We start from the raw sequence: 20537 nt of genomic DNA on the forward strand, positions 1-20537 counted from the left end.
TTACTTTATTTTTAATTTAGAAAATCGTCTAAAACTTGTTTTGAATGCCCATCTGGTTTTACTTTGGGATAAATTTTGAAAATCTTTCCTTTTTCATCTACAAGAAAAGTGCTTCTTGCAACGCCCATGTACTCTCTTCCCATGAATTTCTTTTTGCCCCAAACTCCAAACATCTTTGAGACTTTTTTATCCACATCAGCTAATAGTGGGTATTTTATCCCCATTTTATCACAGAATTTTTTATGCGAGTCTACGTCATCTGGACTAATTCCAATAATTTCAATTCCTGCCTTTTGGAATTTTTTATAATCTTTTGAAAATTCATCGGCTTCAGTAGTGCATCCTGGAGTGAAATCTTTTGGGTAAAAGTAAATGGCGTGTTTTTTCCCTTTGAAATCTGAAGATTTTACTTTGTTCCCATTTGCATCATTAACCTCAAATTTTGGTACAGGGTCTCCTTCAGAAATCATACATTCTCAAATGAATTTACCCATAATTAATTACTTTTTGAGGAGATGAGATCAAGGATCATCTCCGAATGTTTTATATGGTAACTCAAATGGCTTTTGCTTGATGGTTAGTCCCAGAAGTTGGCTTGCAGAAGCAATTGCTACATTTGCCTTAGTGTTCTTTGGACCTTTGTCTGTAATTTTAGCTGCAGCAGTTTTTGGAGAAGGATTGACCATAGAAGGTATTATTATGATATCCTTAGGCCACGGAGCTGCTATTGCATTTATGGTCTATGCATTTGGACATATTTCTGGTGCTCACATTAATCCTGCAGTAACTATTCCAATGATGATTACAAAGAAAATTGGAATTGCAGATGGAATTGGATATATTGTATTTCAAATAATTGGTGCAATTGTTGCAACTGGTACACTTGTTACACTATTTCCTGAAATCGGAAAACCTGTTTTCTGGGGTGCACATGGCGGTCCAAGTGAGATACTTGGAGGTAGCATGATGTCTGGATTGATAGTTGAGATAATTTTGACTTTCTTCTTGGTTACTGTAATCTTTATGACTGCAGTTCACAAGAAAGCACCAAAGAGTGTTTATGGTGCAGTTATTGGTGGGATGATTTTCTTACTTCATTTGGTAGGTGTTCCTTTAACTGGAGCATCAATGAATCCTGCAAGATCCTTGTCCCCAACATTGTTTTCAGGTGATGCTGGACTATGGGAAGTTCAATGGTTATACTGGGTAGGTCCAATTATCGGTGGAATCATTGCTGGCCTGATTATGAATTACATCTATGTCAACAAGGCAGAGAAAGAAGCATAATACCAACATTTTTAAAAATTTGAAATTATTTTTCTTACATGTCATCATCTGACGATATTTCTAAAATGTTTGAGACTGAATCAAAAAAACTTCAAAATTTGATAGACACTGCTGAAACAAAACCTGACTTGACTCTGCATGAAATTGTTGAGACCTATTACCAAGTCATGAATGTCTCCTCTATGATTTCCATGCTAAAAACACAGGCTATGGAGAACAATTCCTTTTTGGAGCAAATTACAAATATTGAAAAATACATTTCTGAGAAATTCAATTCTGAGGTTCACCCAAAGATCTCTAGGCATCTTAATTCTTCCATCCAGGAAACAACAAAAATTTTACAGTCAGAAAATCCTGGAGAAAAATCAAAAGAGCAAATCGAGTCTGACGCTAAATTATTTGAAGAACTACGCCAAAAAATGAGCACTAAAGAATTTGTTGAACAATATGACAAAGGACTCTCAAATGATTAAAGAGATTGCCGAGAATTTAATTGAATTAAAAAAAGAATTTGTAAAAACCTATGACGGCAATAGTCAGATTCAAGAAGTAATTCCAAAATCAAAATCAGATCTTTTCCCAATAAAAGAAAATGATTTAGAACTATTGCATGAGTTTGCAACAAGGAATCCAATCTATTATGATTTCTTTGAGAAAAAAATCGGTAAAACAAATTGCATTGTTTATGAAGGCGACATTAACAAATATTGGTTAAACAGCATTCAGTATTCTTCAAGTAGAGCTCCATTTTCTCCTACATGGATTATGTCAGGTTATGTTGGTGCTTTACTTGCAAAAGATCTTGGGCACTCTGAAATAATTGATATTGGATCAGGCGATGGGAGAATTGCATTTTGCGCCAAAGTTTTGAATTTAGAATCCTACAGTATTGAAATTGATGAAATGCTAGTTGAATTACAAAAACCTCTCTCTGCAATTCTTGATTTTCATCCTTTTTGTGATGATGCTATATCGTTTGATTATGCTTCACTTGATCTTAAAAAACCAATATTCTTCATTGGCGGTCTGGCACAGATGGGTGGTACTGCTTTGTCATCAGGAGTATTAGAAAAAATCAATTCAATTTCTAATTTGAAGAATAATGCAGGATGGGTTTTTGCTGGAACATATTCTAAAAAATACGCCCCAGATCCAAAAAATGAAGCTGGATGGGGTACATTAATTGAAAACAATAATCTAAACACAATTCAAACAATTTCTTTGCCGACTGCTTGGACTTTTCATGAAACAGATGAAACTCCATACATTTTTGCAGAATCTCAATAATCGCAATCCACATTAAGCGTAAATCTCCAAAAATTTTTGGACTCGTTGCATAGCTTGGATAGTGCGATTGCTTGCGGAGCAATAGGTCGCCGGTTCGAATCCGGTCGGGTCCGTTAACATTGTAATTGATTTGATTTTTTTTGAAAGTGAATCTTAAGAGAAAACCTTAATGCATATTCTGACAAGTTAGAACAGATTGGTTTGTTTCCGATGTGATGGAAAAGGTCAGTACAGGAATGAATTTGGACTGATGGAAAAATGTGAATCCTGTCAAAGAAGGGATATGACTTTTGAGAAAGTAGATTCTGATCCTGATCTAGATGAAGAAGGGTACTGAGAAAATAATGTACCAATAATAGATATAACAAAAAGTCAAATGTGGTATAAATGAAAATTTTTTTGTGAAATCACAACACATTATCATTTTACTAATATCTACTCAAATACTCCTCATTTCTGCTAGTTTTGGAGCATTATACATCGTTGAAGTTCAAGAAGCAAATTCTGTAAATCATGTAAACCTTGCAGGAAAAAATAGAATGTATGCAGCTTTGGTTCTCCATGAAATTGATAAATTTGATGATGGCATTTCATCCAAAGCAAAACTTTATCAAGTTTTTGATGACTATTCTCAGAATACATTTCTTTTAAAAAATGGTGGTGTTTTTTTGGGTCATTCAATTAAACCACTTTCAGAAAAATACCTTTCTGATTTACAAATAATAGAAGAGAGATTTTTTGAATTACAGTTAATCATACACAATCTTCAAGGATTAAGCGGATCACTATCCAGTGAAGATTTACTTAAAATTGAAAAAATAGAATTTGAGTTATTTGATGTGACTGATACCCTAACAGAAAAACTCACAATTGATGCAAATAAAGCAATTAAACAAAAAGAGACTTTGGGAATAGTTTTACCAATAATTAATGCAATAGTGTATGTTGTAACAATTTATGTTATATTTCAGACATTGAAAAAAGAAAATAAAAAAATCCAAAAATTAGAAAAACTCTATACCATTGGACAAATGGCTTCAAGACTAGCTCATGACTTGAAAAATCCTCTCAGTGTAATCCAATCTAGTATTGATATGCTAGAACTAAAATCAACTGAAAAAACTGAATTTACACAAACAATGTATAAAAGAATGAAAGGTTCTATTAAAGAAGTATTCCACATCATAGATGACGTATTAGAATTTACAAGAACAAAGGAGTTGAAAATCTCTGAAACGTCATTGTTGAATATTCTTGAACAATCCATTTCTAGTTTCAATTTCCCAAATGCTGTAACTATTGAACTGCCAAAAAATGATGTCAAGATAAAATGTGATGCCCTCAAATTGCAATCTGTTTTTGTGAATTTACTAGTTAATGCAATGTATGCAATGAGCAATAATGGAAAAATTACTGTTAAAATTGATGATACAAGTACATGGACCAAGATTTCAGTTATTGATTCTGGTCCTGGAATTCCTAAAGATGTTTTGCCCCACATTTTTGAGCCTTTATTCACATCAAAACCAACCGGAACTGGTTTGGGATTAGGAATATGCAAAAATATTGTTGAGCAACATAATGGAAAAATTTCAGTTAAGAATAATCCTACTACATTTACAGTTGAACTCCCAAAAGTATGAGTTTTCATACTTTTTTGTAATTTAACATTCTGTCAAGAGTCAGCTTATTTCAGACACACATCATGCTTTAGCACAATTTGTTCTCTCAATGAACATGAAAAAAGTATATTTTATTGAATCAAGTCCTGAGCATAAAGTATGGGAAAAGCAAGTAGATAGTAAAGATGGTAAAATTACACCTGAAAATTCTTGGAAATTATGTTCTTAATTGAATGTGGTAAATACCTTTCTCAGAAAAGTCGATTTTCTAAATTTTAATTAAAATTTTTTTATAAAATACTAGTTTGGAACACTAAATTCTTCATACTTGCATTCGATTCTGGACTTTGCATTCCTTGTTAGATGCTCACAGTACAATTCTATCATGTCTAATCCAGAGACTATTCTTGGTGCATTATCACGTACAAACTCTATCCTATCTGACTTTGTTTTTGGAGGATCACCTAAATAATTTTCAAATGCCTGCTTACCGTTATAATCTATAAACGCCATTCGTGCACTAAAGTCTGTTCTCTCTAAAACAAGTGTGTCGCCACCAACAATTGCTGTGTGGTATGGATGCTGAATTAATGATTCAGAGAATTTCTGTGAAGTTTGAATGTTTGATCTTTCAAACTCCTCTTTTAAGTGATTAAAATCTGCAAGAAGATAAAATGTAGCTTGTGGTTTTGTAGATTTTATTCCTGGGATGCTCTTTAAACCGTGATATGTGTATTCCCCCATTATTTCATGAATCTTTCTTGTAATGTTGAGATACTCGTCCATCTCTTTACTGAATTGAAATCCTTCTACTGCAGCATGCTGAATTGGTGTGGATACTGAAGTATATTCTGTAGCTTGAATTTTTTTGAATTGATTTCTTACGTCTTTTGCATTTTCTGGGAAAATTACATATCCTATTCTATATCCTCCTGCCGAATGGGATTTTGATAAACCGTTTGTCACAAATGTCCCTTCTGGGTAAATTTTTCCCATCGTGACAAATTTTGAAAAATCATATGTAGTTTGAGCATAAATTTCATCAGAAATTACTATGATGTTCTGCTCTCTGCATACTTCGGCAATTTCTTCTAATTCTAATTTATCATACAAAAGACCTGTTGGGTTATTTGGATTATTCAGTATGAGAATTTTTTGCCTGTCTTGAAGTCTTAATGATAACTTCTTTAAGTCATGAGGTTTGATCTTTTTATTTGCACCTGTTGGCAACATGTGATAATTTTTTTTCAGGAATCTGATTTGTGGAAGATACCCTAACCATGCTGGTGTTGGCAAAATTACTGTACCGTGTAATATCTCTAAAAGATTGAATAGTATTTCTTTTGTTCCGGGACCAACATAGATTCGTTTAGGATCTACATCTACATGAAAATAATATTTACTGTATTCTGAAATGGCATTGCATAGCTCATTAATTCCTTGAATCGGTGCATATGCCCCCCTGCCTACGTTTTTGATTAATGCTTTTTGAATTGGATTGGGTACATGAAATGGTGATTGCCCAAATGCAAAACCATAGAATCCAAAACTACATTGGGGACTGGGGCAATCAGAATGAAATTCCTGCAAAAATGTATTTAATTTGAGATTCTCAGGCATCTCTATGTCTTGTACTTGCTGGTCAATTACAAATTTCAACTACTTGAAATATTCTATATTTTAACAAAAGCACATGTGTGATTGAAATGAACACTAGTCTTGAATTTACACCTAATCATGCATTTGCATTCAGATAATCAATTCATAATTAAATAGAATAGATATTCTCATTCTTGATATTTTATTGCTACTTGATATAAGAAAATGAATCTCAATATTTTATGGCAAAGAGACAACCCAAAGTCTTTGTAAATATCCCTGTACCGCTAACATCCATCATTAAACAACCTATATCGATCCCTCCAAATACCAGCATTCTTGACGCACGAGATATTTTGATTCGCCATCGAATTGGAAGATTGGTTGTTGAATTTAATAAAAAACCAGTTGGAATTGTAACTGAGAAAGATATTGCAAAAAGCATTTCTATTTTCAGTGGTAAACCTATTGCAAAAATCCTCATTCGTGACATAATGTCAAAAAATTTAGTTACATTGCAACCTGAAGCATCAATTTATGATTGTGCTAAATTAATGCAAAAGAACGGAATTAGTTCTATTGTAATTAAAAATTCTAAAGGGAAATTGGTGGGTGTGGTAACAAAAACAGATCTTGTATCGACATTCCTCATTCAAAGCACTGCAACATTACCGATTTCAAAAATTATGACAAAAAAAGTAATCACAGTGTCACCTAATGATTCTATTTTTGAAGTTGAAAGTGTTCTGCTAAACAATCAAATCCGCAGAGTAGTTGTTGCCAAAAATAAAATTCCTCTCGGGATGATCACTTTTCGAGATTTTGTTCCTGCAAAGACATTTGATTTGCATAAAGAGTTTACAGTTCCGCAAGAAAGATCTGAGATCTTTTGGAATCCTCAACTCAATGAATTTAATGCAAATAAGCTAAGTTACTTACTTACATTTTCTGCAAAAGACATTATGACTCCAAATCCTTTTTTTGTATCTCCCAATGATGTGGTGTATACAGCTGCAATCATAATGATCCGGCATGAAATTAGTGGATTACCTGTGGTTCGTGGTAAAAAAATAGTTGGCATAGTTACAAAGTCTGATATTGTAAATGTAATTGCGTCAAAAGGAAAACTCTAATATTTTGGTTTGATTTTCATGGGTGGGAATTTGGCTTGAGCTATTAATAACTCTGATATTTTTTCTAATTATTGAAGCACGCAAAAGATTTCATGAATACTCCTAGAACTATAAAATATGAATCTAGCTTGGCAGATGTTTTAAAAAAAATAATTGACGAAAAGAAAAGTAGATTATTAGTTACAGAGAATGGAAAAATTACTGGAATTGTATCTGAAAAAGACTTGGGAATTTTCCTCTTAACTGACGAAACTGAAAGAACACTTGAAGATATTCCGTTATCCGAGATCATTAAAAAAATAATCAGTGTCGACGAAAATACTGGCATTGACAAATGTGCTCAATTAATGATGACAAATGAAATTGGCTCTTTGGTTGTTACTCGAAGTAATGACGTTGTTGGAATTATTACAAAAACAGATCTAGTTCGATATTTCACTAAAATAGATTCACAAAAAATTGTTGGTGAGTACATGTCTCCGTATTATGCGTGGCAATACTCTGATACCCCTCTATACAAAGTAGTTCTAAAAATGATTGATGAAAAAATTTCCAGAATAATTCTACGTGATCATGAAGAGTCTCCTGTTGGAATTGTAACGTTCAGGGATTTGTTTAATTTGGCATTGTCTTTAGGAGACAAAGAAGATGTATTAGACAATACTGATCTTCTGATTTCTGTAATTTTTCCAAGAAAAGGATTCATATCAGAATCCGGGTTTGGTGGCAGCACAAAAATTAATGAAATAATGAGCAAAAATATTGTTTCTGTAAACTATGATGATGATTTGATAAAGACTGCAAAATTTCTTTTGGAGAAAAATATCAATGGTGCAGCAGTTCTATCGGGACATGGAAATATCATAGGGATTATAAGTAAAACAGACATTGTCAAGGCTTTGGCATTTTTGTTATGATGAAATTCATTTCAAAAACAAAACCTGTTTTCCAAACGCTTAATTTTGTATGTGATGAGGATAACTTATGATAAATCCAGAACTGATGAGACTACTTGAAACAAGTGATGTTTTAGATGTGTTGGGGGACTCTGTATCATACCAGCTACAAAAAATTCACAATGTTCAGAGGACTAACGAAGGAAGAGATTGGTATGATGAATTACCCCAAATTGTAAAGGGTAAATTTGATAGCTATCGTGAAGATTATGGGCATCTTTCTAGAATACTAAAACTGGAACAAGAGCAAATAAAGACTGAAATGAACAAGGGGTATTATTATTGGAGATTATTACGCTCTGCATGCCATACATATCGAAATGATCTAATAGAATATGATCAGCAACTGAGTCAGGAATTCAATTTACAGGTGACTGAAGCTATTTCAGACAATGTGGTTCTAAATGACTGCATTGAGATTTTAGACCAGCATGCAATTGAAAAATAGGTCTTGAATCTTTTTATGAGAATACTTTGAGTAATTAACATGGAAATAAAATCTGAAAAATCCATTAAAGAATATCTAAAGACGTTGTCTGATGATGTGATTATCAAATATTATCTTGATGTAGAGTACAGTCCATTTCCTGTTTTGATTATTGAAGAATATACTAGAAGATTCAAACGTAAGACTAAAGATGAGATAATAAAAGATCTAAAAACACAAGCCCACCATGCAAAGAAAAAAACCCAAAAATTTGGCAAGATGGCAAAAAAACACCAGTTTGTCAATGATGCAACTATAGAAAAATCTGAAGAAATCCTTAATCAGGCAAAGAAAAAGGGATATGAGATTAGCGAAAAGATTGCCTTCAAGGGAAGCATCTTGGGTTCAAAGCTAAAAAAAGGCACAAAGTCAGGAATTAAAACTGGAATTAATGCCGGAAAGAACCTAAAATCATCTCCTAATGATGGGTTGGAACTATTATCAAAATTAGGTGATTTACAAAAGGCAGGAATTATCACAAAGAAAGAATTTCAAGAAAAAAAGAAAAAAATACTTTCTAAAATTTAGTCTTGATTTATTTCAAAATACAAAAATCCTTTAAATTCAGTTTTATTATTTAGAAAATAATGCAAAAATTATTTTTATTCTCTTTCGTGTTTCTTCTTTTTGCAATTGGATTTTATTCCTCAGTTGTATTTGCAGAGAAAGCAGCTGGAAAACCTGCATGGCAAGTAATGTCCGATAAGGTCTGTGGGGATAAACTGTGCTCTGAAGTTGAAAATCCTAATGAAACATTTACTTCACCATCAATTGCTTATTTTCCACCACCACTAAAACAAATATCTCAAGGAACTGATCCATCTTATGTTACGTGCACTGAAGGAAAAGAGCTTGTCCTAAAACAATCAAGTGGATTGCCTGCATGTGTAAATTTTTCAAGCGTTGAAAAATTAATTGTGCGTGGTTGGGCTATCCATGTCTTGCCTGATTACACCAATGGGAATAATAATTCTGAAATTTTTACCATTGGAGAATTCATCACGGAGTCTGAAAATGTTTCATATTTTGATGATGTTGTGGGTTATCTGGCAAAGCCTGTAGCTGATGGACATTATCCTGGTGTAATTATGATTCATGAATGGTGGGGATTAAATGATAACATCAAAGAGATGGCAGACAAACTTGCATCTCATGGTTATGTTGTTTTGGCAGTAGATCTCTATGAAGGTAATGCTGCAACAACTTCTGAGCAAGCAAGAGAGTTAGTAACTTCCTTTGATTCAGAGAGAGGAGTTCAAAATATGAATTCTGCAACTGACTTCATCACCACAAATTATTCCTCTGAAAAAATTGGTTCAATTGGTTGGTGCTTTGGAGGTGGACAGTCACTTAATCTGGCACTAAACAACAATGACATGGATGCCACAGTAATTTACTATGGTAGTCTTGTAACTGATCCTGAAAAACTGTCCTCCATTAAATGGCCTGTACTTGGAATATTTGCAGAATTGGATAAAGGAATAACTGTTGATTCAGTAAATTCGTTTGAATCCTCGCTAAATGAATTGGAAATTCAAAACGAGATAAACATCTATTCTGGAGTTGACCACGCCTTTGCAAATCCCTCTGGTGAAAGATTTGCCCCAGATGAATCACAGGATGCATGGGAAAAAACTATTGCCTTTTTAGGAACAAATCTAAAATAAATCTGGCATAGACAGGCTCATGATTTTATGAATTTCTTAAATATTATAATTTATGACTCTATTCATGAGTCAACAAGATTTCAATTCTATCCAAATTCAGAATATAATGACTAGAGCAATGATTACGGTAAATCCTACAACTACTGCAAAACAAATTGCAAAAATGATGCAGCAAGGTGGGATAGGTGCAATTTTTGTAAAAGAAAATGATAATCCTGTAGGCATTGTAACTGATAGAGACTTTGCAACAAAAATTGCAGCAAACAGCCTCTCACTAGATACTCCAGCTGAAAAAATAATGTCCTCTCCATTGATTACAATAAATCACAATGAACCAATCTCAGCAGCTGCAGAAAGAATGACTGACAAAAAAATTCGAAAACTTGCAGTTACTGAAAATGGCAAGATTGTTGGCATTATCACATCAACAGACTTGGTAACTCAGCTAGCAAAATAACTAAAACGTTCTAGTCTTTCTAAGAAAAACTGTCACTGATGCCATGTAGCATGCTGTTGCTATAATTTCTGAAACAAGTGATGCAAGATATGGCTCTATTCCAATTTCAAGAAAATAAAATAATGTGGGCCATCTGATTCCTAAATATACAACCTCTCCTAATCCAAATGATGAGATTAATGCAAATAGTTCTTTTTTAATTAAGTTTGATTTCATTCCTCTGTATCGTTCAATGTTATCCCAATAAAACAGACCAGAAAAAATTCCAAAGTACACAACATATCCGATGATTATTGTGATTGTTGTGTTTAGATAATTATCATAATCTGATAATAGCTGAGCAACAACTGCTGATAGAGAGGCTGATGTAATAAAGCAAATCAAAAAACTTCTATTAATTTGAAGTAATTGCTGGTTTAGTTTCATGAAAATTTTATGTGATAACTAATATTTTGTGTTAACTCTTGGCTTGAATATTGAAAAAAAGATGCCAATGGGCAAAAGACGAGCCTAATACTACTTACCATGATCTTGAATGGGGAAAACCCCAACATGATGATCGTAAATTATTTGAGTTTCTAATATTGGAAGGTGCCCAAGCTGGGCTATCTTGGACTACTATTCTCAAGAGAAGAGATGGTTACAGAAAGGCATTTTCAGATTTTGATCCACTAAAAGTTTCAAAATACAATCAAAAACAGATAGCAAAACTACTCAAAGATGAATCCATTATACGAAATAAACTCAAGATTAATTCTGCCATTAATAATGCAAAGCAGTTTCTGAGGATTCAGGAAGAATATGGCTCATTTGATAAATATCTCTGGGGTTATGTAAATGGCAAACCGATCAAAAATAAATTCAAAAAACATTCTGATATTCCTGCATCCACTGAAATTTCAGAAAAACTAAGCAAAGATCTTAAAAAACATGGATTTAATTTTGTGGGGCCAACAATATGCTATGCACTGATGCAGGCAGTTGGGATGGTAAATGATCATACTTCTACTTGTTACTTGTACAAAAAGTGATTAACTATTTTCTTGGAATTTTTTCAGAGTGTCACTATACAAGTTCATAGGTACTATTTTGACTGTACTTAATGACGAAATTCCAACATCTATGCAAAGTTTCTCAATATCATGTGCATTTACAGCATCTATGATGATTGTCCATTCATGTTCTAAAACAGACATGTAGAATTCAACGACTTTGACATTGTCATATTTTTTGCTCTCTGTTTCTAATTTTTCTCCTAATTTTATGAATATTTTTTTACTATCTTCATTGTTTATCGGACATGATTCAGGACTGTGTATTGCAAATACTCCAAATAACATGAAAAAAATTGTTTTTTACTTCTATTTAAATTTGAATTTTATTTTTGATCCATTTTATTTACAAATCTAAATTATAAGCATGATTTTTGAACTTCATAATTGTAATGAATGAAAAATTTTCAAAATTCTCTAAAACTGCAGGTCCTGGAATTTTATTTGCATGCACTGCGATAGGTGTATCCCATCTAGTTCAATCCACTAGGGCCGGCGCTGATTTTGGATTGATGATTTTGGGATTTGTAATTTTAGTAAGTGTGATGAAATACCCCTTCTTTGAGTATGGCTCTCGTTACGCAAATTCTACACAAACAAGCATCATTGACGGTTACAAACAACTTGGCAAGCCTGCTCTATGGTTGTACTTTCTACTAACAATTTCCTCAATGTTTTTTGTGACAGGTGCAGTGGGGTTTGTAACTGCTGGATTCCTTGAGAACCTTTTCGGGGTTGATTTTTTAGGCGAATGGACTGTCGTAATTTTATTTGCAGTATGTGTTGGAATATTGGCAGTTGGAAAATATAATGCACTTGATAGCTTGATTAAGATAATTGCAATTGTCTTGCTAGTTTCTACAGTATCTGCATTTATGTTCGCGTTGTATAATGGCCCTATAGAACCAACTTTTGGATTTGAACCAAATGAACTTTGGACTATTTCTGGAATCTTTTTCTTGCTTGCCCTGATGGGTTGGATGCCAACTGCTCTTGATCTTTCAAGCTGGAATAGTTTATGGACATTGGAGAGAATGAAACAAACAGATTACAAGCCAAAATTAAAAGAAACTTTACTTGAATTTCGATTAGCATATTTGATTACTGGCATTCTTGCAGTGATGTTTGTTGTACTTGGTACTTTTATTTTCTATGGATCTGGTCAGGAGTTACCGAATAATAATTCTGATTTTGCACATAATGTTGTAACCCTTTACACTAAAACAATTGGTGATTGGAGTTACATCATAATTGCATCTTCGGCATTTACTGTGATGTTTGGAACGATAATTACAGTATTTGATGGGTATTCTCGTTCATTGCAGAGAACAATTGAGTTGATTTTTACAAAAAAAGAAGATAAAATACACACAAAATTTCGCACCTTTTACGTTATTTTCTTAATTTTGATTTCTGCCGGCTCACTAGTGGTCATCTTTCAATTTGGAAGTAACCTTAAGGAATTAGTTGACTTTGCAACTGTTTTGTCTTTTGTGATAGCCCCAATAATTGCAATTTTTAACTTTAGATTAGTTACTGGCAAATATTTAGCAAAAGAGCATCATCCGTCTATCTCCTTAAAAATTTTGAGTTTTACAGGAATAATTTTTCTTTCAGGATTTGCACTCTTCTTTTTATTTATAAAATTTTTACAATGAGTAGTTTTTCTACAGGTTCTAACCATTTGTTCTTCTTTAGCAAGTTTTTTTAATACAATCAATATACCTAAAATTGAAAATAATGAAACTTTCACCTAAAATGAAAAAAGCACTAAATGATCAGATAACCCTTGAGGCTTCAGCATCAAATAACTATCTTGCTATGGCATCATGGTGTGAAGTAACTGGTTATCAAGGAGCTGCAAATTACTTTTATGCACAATCAGACGAGGAGCGAACACACATGCTCAAATTTGTTCATTTTCTTAATGAACTTGGGGCAACTGCAACAATTCCTGCAATCAAAGCACCTGTTTGTTCATACAAATCACTAGAAGGACTAATCAAAACTGCACTGAAAAGCGAGCAAACAGTAACTGTAGCAATTCACAAAATGGTGGAGATTGCACAAAAAGAAAAAGATCATTCTACATATGCATTTCTAGAATGGTTTGTAAATGAACAAGTTCAGGAAGAAACAAAATTTGAAACAATTCTACAAAAGTTTGATCTTCTTGGAAGAGACAAATTAGGAATTAATGAAATTGACAAATATCTTGCATCAGAAGCAACAGTAGAATCTGATCCTGCAGCATAACGTTTCTAAAATAATTAATATCTCGTCATTTCAAATTATTTTATGACAGTTACTGTGACTAGAAAACCTGGTGGAATAACACAACTATTCAACACTGAAACTGGAAGAGTCACATACAAGTGCAAAGCAGATTCAGCCTATATGCTAATTGAGGCATTTGGCGGTATTGTACAATTTAACCAAAAAGATGCTATTGCAACAGTCACAGGTCATATCACATCTCTGGAATCCTGTGATGTGCTCAAAAAAGGGCATCCAAATTATCAATCTGCCCTGAATGCAATAATATCTGCACACAAAGAGTTTGCTCAAAAAGTTTCTGAGCATTATCAAAATGAGATTAAAGAACTTGAAAACAAGTTGGCAGATATTTAGGATTCAAATTTCTCACACTTGCACCCTCTTACTAGACACTTTCCATTTCCATCTGCATGTATAGAATTGTCATGGTAGCATCCAATTTTTTTATTATTGCAATTCATGTTTGAGTTATTTCTTAATAGATTACTTGTTTTTCTATCCGTATATCATACAATGCTCACATTCACAAACGTCTTGCTCTTTTGATTTTTTGAGACATTTTTTATGCTGTCCTGCTTGGCATTGCACACATACCTCGTCAATATTGTCCACTTTGGTGTATTTTTTTGATTGGTCAAATCCAAATCCTCCATCTTGCGGTCCTACCATACTCTTTGATGATTAAAGTCCTATTTCTACTTCACTAATTGGTTGCTGCCTTTATTGCGTCATGCAATTCCATTTTGCGTGTTTCAATAATCCCTCTAATTTCAAATGTATCTACAAACCCTCCAGCTGATGCACGTGTAGCTTTGAGCAAATAATGCAATGCCCCTTCTTCAATTTTTCCTACATAATACCCATAAAGAAAATCTAATTCATCATTGCATTTCCAAATCTGTTTAATGTTTGGAAATGTTTGATTTATTTCAGTTGGGATTTCTAAAATCCTTCTTTTGATGTATTCGTCAAGTGATTTTCTAATTGATGAATCTTGAAACAATTCTAAATTTGATTGGCATTACTTGCTTTTTAGTCCTTTTTCTCATCTTTTGTTTTTTCATTATCTGGGTTATCCCACATATGCATGGTGCCTCTAATCATAAAGGATCCAACAATTATCGCTACTAGTCCTCCAACTATAAACACAAAAAACTTTCCAATATCTTTGATGCTTGCCAATATTGGTATTTTGTAATCAGTCTAATTAAATTGTCTAAAACAATTCAATTAGATTCAATAATGAGTTTAGACATAACTAAGATATGTCCAAAATTAAACAAATTGCAGCTTGGATTGGAATTATTGGAGGAGGTATCGCGTTTTTCTTCTTTTCAATAGAGATGGCTGAATTTATGCGATAATATTCAAAACTAAAAACATTATAGATATCCAGAGTAACGGTCTTTGTGATTACCCACGAAATTAAGGATTTTTTAGATCTTCAAAAGCTTGGTTATGTTGCAACTGTAAACTCTGATGGTGCTCCTAATCTTTCACCAAAGGGAACTATTGTTGGATGGACTGACAAAACATTGGCTTTTGCTGACATTCGCTCCCCTGACACAATGAATAATTTACAAACAAACCCTCATGTGGAGATTAATGTGATTGATCCACTAGTACGAAAAGGTTATTTGTTTAAGGGTGAGGCTCAAATAATTCGCGATAAGATACTGTTTGAGAAAATCCTCAATCATTATAGGGATAAGGGTGTCAAGAGCCCAATTAATTCGATTGTTCTCGTGACTGTCTCAGATGTTTCTAAAGTTACGTCCCCCTTGTACGATTTGGGAATCTCTGAGGGAGAAATAAAATCAAAATGGAAAAAACATTTTGCGAATCTATGATTCTTCTAGTTTTTTAGACAATGCTTTGATTTCATCTAATTCTTTTTTTGTTTCTTGATGGTCTTCTCTTTCTTTTTCTAAGAGTAGTTGAACTGTTTCTAATTCTTTTTCTGTCATGCTAAGTTTTGATTTTAATGAACCCACTACCGCACTTGCAGCTTCAATTATTCCTGCAGAGCTTTTATCACTTGATTTTTCTCCTGCGATAAACTCTTTTTCTTTAGGGGTTAAAACATCGGTGTCTTGGAATTGCTCTTTTTTATTTAGTTCTTCTTTTGCGTTATACAGTCTTGAATTTGCCTCATCTAATTCCTTTTGAGCGTCGATTTGTTGCTTTCTTATGTTGTGTAATTCTATTTTTCCTTGCTCGACTTCTTCTTTTATCTCGTCTTGTTTTTTTGTAAATTCAGATAGTTCTTGCTTTAGTTTTTCCAAGTTCTCTTCTGTTTGCTTGAATTCTTCAATTGATTTTGAATCTTTAATCTTCTCTGCATTTTTTACCCTCTCTGCCATCTCCTTGCATTCTCTCTGAATAATGTCATGCTCCATCTTTTTTTGATTGAGTTCTTTTTTGACTAGCATTAAATTTCCAACTGTAGAATCATACTCTTTTTTTACTGATTGAATTTTTTCTGTAATGGTATCTAATTCTGTCTGTTTTGACCTGTACTCTTGCTGTAATTTTTCTACTTCTGATTCTAATTCTTCTTTTAGGACATACTCTTCACTGCTTTGAGATATTGTCTCTGCTTCCTCGTCTTTCTTCTTACCAAAAAGTCCCATGATACTCAACTATTATTTCCAAGAGATGAACGTTTCTTTACTCCTTCTTTACTCGAGTCCTGATAAACTTTAGATAAAATCCAATTCCTCCAATAATCAAGCCTCCAAAAAGGGACATTATGCCTAATTCTGGCATATCTGGGTAGATATTTGGTGCTAGAAATAGCATCAGTGCCCCTAAAATTATCAAGGCAAATCCTCCACTGTTTTTTGATTTATTATGATCAGCATGAACCATGACTAAACATACTCTGAAAGTGTTTTTGCTACTTGCTTTCTTCCGATGTCTGAAATGAATGGTCCTATCTTTGGTCCTCTTGATGTCCCGAGAATTATTTGGTAGAGTATTTTGAAGAAATCCTTTGGTTGGATATCATTTGATTTTGCAATTTGGTATATTGTATTTTGAATATCCTCAGGTTCTGCTTCTCCTCCAAGTTCATCTACTAAAATTTTTAGTGCTTTTCTTGTCGTATCGTCTAAATCAACTTGAATTTTTTCTTGCTCATCAAATTCATTTGAATAATTCCCTGCAAGTTCTATGAGTTTCTCTATTTCAGGTTCTGGGTTTTTTATAACTCCATAATCAAGTAATTTCTTCATTACTCTTTCAGCTCTGTTTTCTTTGAATATTTTTGCAAGTTCAATTAATAGTCTATAGTTTACATGTGTCGCAGATTGTTTTGGGGGATCTAGGAGATTTACATACTCATAGAGCCCTTTTGATTTTGTAAGTTTTGCCTGGTTGTCTACCTTGATTCGTCCAAAGTAAATGTCTTCTAATTCATTGTATTCAGTCATTAATGATGGAATATCTTCAAATCCCAATTCTCTAGCACCTGTGATTCTTTTGTATAATAATAATAGAATTGACTTGGGACTGCCAAACTCTAACCATTTTTGTGCTGTAATTACATTTCCAAGTGATTTTGAAATTTTCTTTCCTCCTTTGTCTAAGAACATTTCATATTTTACATGATGTGGATGTGGGAATCCTAAAATTTCATCTGCAACCCAGTCATTTACTTTTACTGAATCCATGATGTCTTTTCCATATGCTTCAAATCTAATGTCAAATGCTGCCCATCTTGCAGCAAATTCTACCTTCCATGCTAGTTTTCCCAAGTCCTTTGTAATGTCTGCCTCCCCTTGGTGACCGCACCCTTTGATCATTTTTGAGCCGATTTCTGCATCATGGCAATGATATTTGACTTTCTTCTCGTCTGCAATGTATTCTGTAGCTTCTGCTGTGTATAGGCGACTACAATTTGCACAAACTGGAAAATATGGTAAATATTTTTGATATTTCTCTTGTCCTACAAGATCTGAAATCTTATCTCCAATCTTTGTACTGTTTTGTAATATTGTGTGGATTTGTTCTTGAAGTAATCCCTTCTTGTAAGTATCCACTGCTCTTCTAAATTCATATTTTATTCCAACTTTGTCTAGTCCATCTAAAAGAATACTGCTCATATGCATTCCATACGAATCGTGACATCCATAAGGATCAGGAATCAATGAAACTGGCTTTGCTAAGTGCTCTTCAAGAGAATCAGGGAATCCCTCGGGAATTTTTCGTAATCCGTCAAGGTCATCTGAATATGCAATTAAATCTGATTTGTAACCAAAATTCTCCAGTGCAAGTTTGACGCCGTAAGCTCTTACTGCATCACCTAAACTTCCAATATGTGGAACACCTGATGCTCCAAGACCACTTTCTACTCTTATAATGTCTAAGTTCCTTCCAAGTGATTTTTCACGTTCAATTAATTCTGAAGCTAGTTTATCTATCCAAGTTCCTTTTCCAATAATTTTCTGTTCAGACATTTCCACTAATTCAATGTCTTGGACATGTATGGCCCATATAACGAATACCCTAATTTTTGATAATATTCTCTTGTACCAACGGCACTAATCACTAGAATCTTCTTTGCATCGAACTCTTCTTTGGATATCTTTTCAGCTTCTTGCATTAGATTTTTTCCAAGACCTGTATGCTGTATTTCGTTTTCTTCTTTTTCTCCAAGCTTTAAGGATTTTCCATACACGTGGATTTCTCTTACAATGCAACTATCTTTACCCACTTCGTCTCTGTGAGCTTCACTGCTTGGTTTTCTTAGTCTCAAAAATCCGTAAATTGACTCATTTTTGTCCTCATAAGATAGGAATATTTCTTTTCCTCCGGATGAATCATAATCAATCCTCTTTAGTTTCACATCTTTTGGATCTGATTTTTTGTTTGATAGTCCTGCTTCTCTGCATCTAATACATTTGCATACTAGACCCTGCTTGGCTAAATTCTGATGAACAATCTGTCTTAGGTTACCTGATTTTGGACCTGCAATAATTTCTTTGGGTGATATCTCTCTTTGTATTCTCATAATTCTGACCCATTTTGGAATGTCCTTTTTTACTTCTGTTAAAACTTTGATCATGTCTTCATCTGAATATGGAATGTATTTTCCTTGTTTGTATTCTTCATAGAGTGGGGTGTTTTCAATAACTAATGATGGATAAATTTTCAGCATATCTGGACGTAGTTGTGAATCTGAAAATAGTTTTTTAAAATCTACAATGTCTCCTTCTGGAGTCATTGTTGGTAATCCTGGCATCATGTGTGCCACAATTTTGTATCCTGCATCTTTAGAAATTTGAAATGATTCTACAACATCTTTGTAATTATGCCCTCTGTTCACTATTTGATAAACTCGTTCTTGTAGTGATTGCACGCCAATCTCTATTCTTGTAATTCCGTAGTTTAGCATTAAATCTACGTGTTCTTTTTTACAATAATCTGGTTTTGTTTCAATTGTAAATCCTACGTTTCTGATTGCAGCATGCTCATTATTTGATTTGGCCTCTTCCAAAGTTTTTGAATCTGTTCCATTTAGTGCATCATAGCATGACTTGATGAAATTTTCTTGATAGTCTTTTGGCATGAAAAGAAAAGTTCCACCTACAATCACAACTTCCATTTTGGATGGATCATGTCCAAACGAAATTAGTTTTTTAATTTTTGAAGTGATTTGTAATTTAGGATCAAACTCGTTTTCAATTGCATTAAGTGATGATGGCTCTTTTCCAGTATAGCTATTTGGAGAATTGTATTCTATTCCGCCTGGACAATATGTACATCTTCCATGTGGACATGCGTATGGTTTAGGCATCAATGCAACAACTGATACCCCTGATGCAGTCTTTGCTGGTTTTCTTAGCAGTACTTTTCTTAATTTGTTAAAATCTGATTCTTTTGCCATTGATAGAATTTCATAATTTCTCGGAATTCTTTCTAGAGCATATTTGGTGCAAATTTTTATGATTTCTTCTTTCACCTGTTTTTTACTTGGTTCATTAATTGTTAGAAGATTCTGAGTAATTTCACTACATGCCTTTGATAATACGGGGTCTAGATTACTCATGTTTCTTCATCTTAATTTGGACATAAATTCGTTAAATAACTTGGCCTATACGCTGACTATTTTTGTCTATTTGTTTTTCTTTTTGGTTTGACATTCTTTCTAGCTGGCTTTCTCTTTACCGCCTTTTTCTTTGCTGCAGTCTTTCTAGCTGGCTTTCTCTTTACCGCCTTTTTCTTTGCTGCAGTCTTGATCTCTTTGAGATTTTTTAATTTCTCTATCTCATTTTTTATCATGCTCATCTCTTCATGAATATATTTTTGAGGATCTAGTTTTGAATAAACAAAGTCTATAATTTTCCTATAATCTGCTCCTTTATCTGTACGAACCAAAAACAATTCATTGGAATTTATTGGAATGCTAATGATTGCAGCTTTTTCAAATTCTGTAATTGCTGATCTTTCTTTGCCAATTTTGTATGCCAAATTAGTATAGATGTCTCTTTTTTGTAATGAATAATGAATTGACATCTTACTGTCATCCCCAACTAGTAGTTGCTCGACATTTTCTTTATGCCCTCCAGCAACAATTTCACCTTTGACATTAGCAACTGCTGCAAACTTTACTTGTGGTTGCAGATTTAGAACTTGTTTTGTTAAATCTTTGTAATTAACCGCCAACTCTTCCACCAAAATTTCTCTTTGAATACATACTTTATCAAAAG

28 protein-coding genes and 1 tRNA gene are annotated in these 20537 nt (G+C 33.4%); 17 read left to right on the forward strand and 12 right to left on the reverse strand.

The window, feature by feature from the left end:
- Nucleotides 1-11: 11 nt before the first annotated feature.
- A complete protein-coding gene (gene bcp, locus C6990_RS09070; protein WP_182130527.1) occupies nt 12-470 on the reverse strand; it encodes a thioredoxin-dependent thiol peroxidase in 459 nt (152 codons plus the stop codon).
- Nucleotides 471-573: 103 nt separating this feature from the next.
- On the opposite strand from bcp, the gene C6990_RS09075 reads away from it, so the two are divergent.
- The 6 genes from C6990_RS09075 to C6990_RS09100 all read left to right on the forward strand — a co-directional run bounded on the left by C6990_RS09075 (nt 574) and on the right by C6990_RS09100 (nt 4217).
- A complete protein-coding gene (locus C6990_RS09075) occupies nt 574-1287 on the forward strand; it encodes an MIP/aquaporin family protein (RefSeq protein WP_182130702.1) in 714 nt (237 codons plus the stop codon).
- Nucleotides 1288-1325: 38 nt separating this feature from the next.
- Complete coding sequence (locus tag C6990_RS09080) at nt 1326-1760, forward strand: hypothetical protein (protein ID WP_182130529.1); 435 nt, start codon at nt 1326-1328, stop codon at nt 1758-1760.
- On the forward strand, nt 1753-2574 hold the full coding sequence (locus tag C6990_RS09085; RefSeq protein WP_182130704.1) for a hypothetical protein: 822 nt from the start codon (nt 1753-1755) through the stop codon (nt 2572-2574). Before C6990_RS09080 ends, C6990_RS09085 begins: the two co-directional genes overlap by 8 nt.
- Before the next feature lie 38 nt (nt 2575-2612).
- Nucleotides 2613-2687 (forward strand) — tRNA-Arg (locus C6990_RS09090).
- 83 nt (nt 2688-2770) lie between these two features.
- Nucleotides 2771-2911 carry a hypothetical protein gene (locus tag C6990_RS09095; protein WP_182130531.1) on the forward strand — a complete coding sequence of 47 codons (141 nt, stop codon included), beginning with the start codon at nt 2771-2773 and terminating at the stop codon, nt 2909-2911.
- Nucleotides 2912-2975: 64 nt separating this feature from the next.
- The gene (locus C6990_RS09100; protein WP_182130534.1) at nt 2976-4217 is read left to right on the forward strand and encodes a sensor histidine kinase; all 1242 of its coding nucleotides are present in this window, start codon (nt 2976-2978) and stop codon (nt 4215-4217) included.
- Between the two features lie 279 nt (nt 4218-4496).
- Here C6990_RS09100 and C6990_RS09105 read toward each other — a convergent pair whose 3' ends face one another.
- Nucleotides 4497-5855 carry a pyridoxal phosphate-dependent aminotransferase gene (locus tag C6990_RS09105; protein ID WP_182130536.1) on the reverse strand — a complete coding sequence of 453 codons (1359 nt, stop codon included), beginning with the start codon at nt 5853-5855 and terminating at the stop codon, nt 4497-4499.
- A 182-nt stretch (nt 5856-6037) separates the two neighbouring features.
- On the opposite strand from C6990_RS09105, the gene C6990_RS09110 reads away from it, so the two are divergent.
- The 6 genes from C6990_RS09110 to C6990_RS09135 all read left to right on the forward strand — a co-directional run bounded on the left by C6990_RS09110 (nt 6038) and on the right by C6990_RS09135 (nt 10495).
- Nucleotides 6038-6928 carry a CBS domain-containing protein gene (locus C6990_RS09110; RefSeq protein WP_182130538.1) on the forward strand — a complete coding sequence of 297 codons (891 nt, stop codon included), beginning with the start codon at nt 6038-6040 and terminating at the stop codon, nt 6926-6928.
- A gap of 71 nt (nt 6929-6999) precedes the next feature.
- Entirely contained in the window at nt 7000-7845 is an 846-nt protein-coding gene (locus tag C6990_RS09115; protein ID WP_182130540.1) for a CBS domain-containing protein, read from the forward strand.
- 67 nt (nt 7846-7912) lie between these two features.
- Nucleotides 7913-8332, forward strand: a complete 420-nt coding sequence (locus C6990_RS09120; RefSeq protein ID WP_255465368.1) for a hypothetical protein — start codon at nt 7913-7915, stop codon at nt 8330-8332.
- A 39-nt stretch (nt 8333-8371) separates the two neighbouring features.
- A complete protein-coding gene (locus C6990_RS09125) occupies nt 8372-8899 on the forward strand; it encodes a hypothetical protein (RefSeq protein ID WP_182130542.1) in 528 nt (175 codons plus the stop codon).
- 59 nt (nt 8900-8958) lie between these two features.
- Nucleotides 8959-10038, forward strand: a complete 1080-nt coding sequence (locus tag C6990_RS09130; protein WP_255465369.1) for a dienelactone hydrolase family protein — start codon at nt 8959-8961, stop codon at nt 10036-10038.
- A 64-nt stretch (nt 10039-10102) separates the two neighbouring features.
- Complete coding sequence (locus C6990_RS09135; protein ID WP_182130544.1) at nt 10103-10495, forward strand: CBS domain-containing protein; 393 nt, start codon at nt 10103-10105, stop codon at nt 10493-10495.
- On the opposite strand, the gene C6990_RS09140 is transcribed toward C6990_RS09135, so the two are convergent.
- The gene (locus C6990_RS09140) at nt 10496-10921 is read right to left on the reverse strand and encodes a hypothetical protein (RefSeq protein ID WP_182130546.1); all 426 of its coding nucleotides are present in this window, start codon (nt 10919-10921) and stop codon (nt 10496-10498) included.
- Between the two features lie 50 nt (nt 10922-10971).
- Here C6990_RS09140 and C6990_RS09145 point away from each other — a divergent pair, with 50 nt between their 5' ends.
- Nucleotides 10972-11526: a DNA-3-methyladenine glycosylase I gene (locus tag C6990_RS09145; protein WP_182130548.1), complete on the forward strand. Its 555-nt coding sequence runs from the start codon at nt 10972-10974 to the stop codon at nt 11524-11526.
- On the opposite strand, the gene C6990_RS09150 is transcribed toward C6990_RS09145, so the two are convergent.
- Entirely contained in the window at nt 11527-11835 is a 309-nt protein-coding gene (locus C6990_RS09150; RefSeq protein WP_182130550.1) for a hypothetical protein, read from the reverse strand.
- Between the two features lie 104 nt (nt 11836-11939).
- On the opposite strand from C6990_RS09150, the gene C6990_RS09155 reads away from it, so the two are divergent.
- The 3 genes from C6990_RS09155 to C6990_RS09165 all read left to right on the forward strand — a co-directional run bounded on the left by C6990_RS09155 (nt 11940) and on the right by C6990_RS09165 (nt 14178).
- Entirely contained in the window at nt 11940-13205 is a 1266-nt protein-coding gene (locus C6990_RS09155; protein WP_182130552.1) for an NRAMP family divalent metal transporter, read from the forward strand.
- Nucleotides 13206-13287: 82 nt separating this feature from the next.
- The gene (locus C6990_RS09160) at nt 13288-13803 is read left to right on the forward strand and encodes a ferritin (protein WP_182130554.1); all 516 of its coding nucleotides are present in this window, start codon (nt 13288-13290) and stop codon (nt 13801-13803) included.
- A gap of 42 nt (nt 13804-13845) precedes the next feature.
- Nucleotides 13846-14178 (forward strand): hypothetical protein, encoded by a 333-nt coding sequence (locus C6990_RS09165; protein WP_182130557.1) that lies wholly within the window; start codon nt 13846-13848, stop codon nt 14176-14178.
- A 141-nt stretch (nt 14179-14319) separates the two neighbouring features.
- Here the strand turns inward: C6990_RS09165 and C6990_RS09170 are convergent, their stop codons facing one another.
- Genes C6990_RS09170 through C6990_RS09180 form a run of 3 tightly spaced genes read right to left on the reverse strand, consistent with a single transcriptional unit; the run spans nt 14320 to nt 15006 of the window.
- Nucleotides 14320-14493, reverse strand: coding sequence for a hypothetical protein (locus tag C6990_RS09170; RefSeq protein ID WP_182130559.1), 174 nt, complete (start codon nt 14491-14493; stop codon nt 14320-14322).
- 34 nt (nt 14494-14527) lie between these two features.
- Nucleotides 14528-14827, reverse strand: coding sequence for a hypothetical protein (locus tag C6990_RS09175; RefSeq protein WP_182130561.1), 300 nt, complete (start codon nt 14825-14827; stop codon nt 14528-14530).
- Nucleotides 14828-14856: 29 nt separating this feature from the next.
- The gene (locus C6990_RS09180) at nt 14857-15006 is read right to left on the reverse strand and encodes a hypothetical protein (RefSeq protein ID WP_182130563.1); all 150 of its coding nucleotides are present in this window, start codon (nt 15004-15006) and stop codon (nt 14857-14859) included.
- Nucleotides 15007-15233: 227 nt separating this feature from the next.
- Here C6990_RS09180 and C6990_RS09185 point away from each other — a divergent pair, with 227 nt between their 5' ends.
- Nucleotides 15234-15674, forward strand: coding sequence for a pyridoxamine 5'-phosphate oxidase family protein (locus tag C6990_RS09185; protein WP_182130565.1), 441 nt, complete (start codon nt 15234-15236; stop codon nt 15672-15674).
- Here the strand turns inward: C6990_RS09185 and C6990_RS09190 are convergent.
- Genes C6990_RS09190 through C6990_RS09210 form a run of 5 tightly spaced genes read right to left on the reverse strand, consistent with a single transcriptional unit; the run spans nt 15669 to nt 20502 of the window.
- On the reverse strand, nt 15669-16457 hold the full coding sequence (locus C6990_RS09190; protein ID WP_182130567.1) for a DNA repair protein: 789 nt from the start codon (nt 16455-16457) through the stop codon (nt 15669-15671). The genes C6990_RS09185 and C6990_RS09190 overlap by 6 nt on opposite strands.
- A 37-nt stretch (nt 16458-16494) precedes the next feature.
- On the reverse strand, nt 16495-16695 hold the full coding sequence (locus tag C6990_RS09195) for a hypothetical protein (RefSeq protein WP_182130569.1): 201 nt from the start codon (nt 16693-16695) through the stop codon (nt 16495-16497).
- 2 nt (nt 16696-16697) lie between these two features.
- On the reverse strand, nt 16698-18284 hold the full coding sequence (gene lysS, locus C6990_RS09200; RefSeq protein WP_182130571.1) for a lysine--tRNA ligase: 1587 nt from the start codon (nt 18282-18284) through the stop codon (nt 16698-16700).
- Between the two features lie 5 nt (nt 18285-18289).
- A complete protein-coding gene (locus tag C6990_RS09205; protein WP_182130573.1) occupies nt 18290-19876 on the reverse strand; it encodes an elongator complex protein 3 in 1587 nt (528 codons plus the stop codon).
- A gap of 56 nt (nt 19877-19932) precedes the next feature.
- The gene (locus C6990_RS09210; RefSeq protein ID WP_255465375.1) at nt 19933-20502 is read right to left on the reverse strand and encodes a DUF6659 family protein; all 570 of its coding nucleotides are present in this window, start codon (nt 20500-20502) and stop codon (nt 19933-19935) included.
- Nucleotides 20503-20537: the final 35 nt, after the last annotated feature.

The organism is Nitrosopumilus sp. b3 (genome assembly GCF_014078525.1).
Lineage (GTDB): Archaea > Thermoproteota > Nitrososphaeria > Nitrososphaerales > Nitrosopumilaceae > Nitrosopumilus.

Excerpts from the sequence above, each read along its gene's own strand:
- bcp (WP_182130527.1), bottom strand. The coding sequence starts at position 470 with ATGATTTCTGAAGGAGACCCTGTACCAAAATTTGAGGTTAATGATGCA.
- C6990_RS09075 (WP_182130702.1), top strand. The coding sequence starts at position 574 with ATGGTTAGTCCCAGAAGTTGGCTTGCAGAAGCAATTGCTACATTTGCC.
- C6990_RS09080 (WP_182130529.1), top strand. The coding sequence starts at position 1,326 with ATGTCATCATCTGACGATATTTCTAAAATGTTTGAGACTGAATCAAAA.
- C6990_RS09085 (WP_182130704.1), top strand. The coding sequence starts at position 1,753 with ATGATTAAAGAGATTGCCGAGAATTTAATTGAATTAAAAAAAGAATTT.
- C6990_RS09110 (WP_182130538.1), top strand. The coding sequence starts at position 6,038 with ATGGCAAAGAGACAACCCAAAGTCTTTGTAAATATCCCTGTACCGCTA.
- C6990_RS09120 (WP_255465368.1), top strand. The coding sequence starts at position 7,913 with ATGATAAATCCAGAACTGATGAGACTACTTGAAACAAGTGATGTTTTA.
- C6990_RS09125 (WP_182130542.1), top strand. The coding sequence starts at position 8,372 with ATGGAAATAAAATCTGAAAAATCCATTAAAGAATATCTAAAGACGTTG.
- C6990_RS09130 (WP_255465369.1), top strand. The coding sequence starts at position 8,959 with ATGCAAAAATTATTTTTATTCTCTTTCGTGTTTCTTCTTTTTGCAATT.
- C6990_RS09135 (WP_182130544.1), top strand. The coding sequence starts at position 10,103 with ATGAGTCAACAAGATTTCAATTCTATCCAAATTCAGAATATAATGACT.
- C6990_RS09140 (WP_182130546.1), bottom strand. The coding sequence starts at position 10,921 with ATGAAACTAAACCAGCAATTACTTCAAATTAATAGAAGTTTTTTGATT.
- C6990_RS09150 (WP_182130550.1), bottom strand. The coding sequence starts at position 11,835 with ATGTTATTTGGAGTATTTGCAATACACAGTCCTGAATCATGTCCGATA.
- C6990_RS09155 (WP_182130552.1), top strand. The coding sequence starts at position 11,940 with ATGAATGAAAAATTTTCAAAATTCTCTAAAACTGCAGGTCCTGGAATT.
- C6990_RS09160 (WP_182130554.1), top strand. The coding sequence starts at position 13,288 with ATGAAACTTTCACCTAAAATGAAAAAAGCACTAAATGATCAGATAACC.
- C6990_RS09165 (WP_182130557.1), top strand. The coding sequence starts at position 13,846 with ATGACAGTTACTGTGACTAGAAAACCTGGTGGAATAACACAACTATTC.
- C6990_RS09170 (WP_182130559.1), bottom strand. The coding sequence starts at position 14,493 with ATGGTAGGACCGCAAGATGGAGGATTTGGATTTGACCAATCAAAAAAA.
- C6990_RS09190 (WP_182130567.1), bottom strand. The coding sequence starts at position 16,457 with ATGGGACTTTTTGGTAAGAAGAAAGACGAGGAAGCAGAGACAATATCT.
- C6990_RS09195 (WP_182130569.1), bottom strand. The coding sequence starts at position 16,695 with ATGGTTCATGCTGATCATAATAAATCAAAAAACAGTGGAGGATTTGCC.
- lysS (WP_182130571.1), bottom strand. The coding sequence starts at position 18,284 with ATGTCTGAACAGAAAATTATTGGAAAAGGAACTTGGATAGATAAACTA.
- C6990_RS09205 (WP_182130573.1), bottom strand. The coding sequence starts at position 19,876 with ATGAGTAATCTAGACCCCGTATTATCAAAGGCATGTAGTGAAATTACT.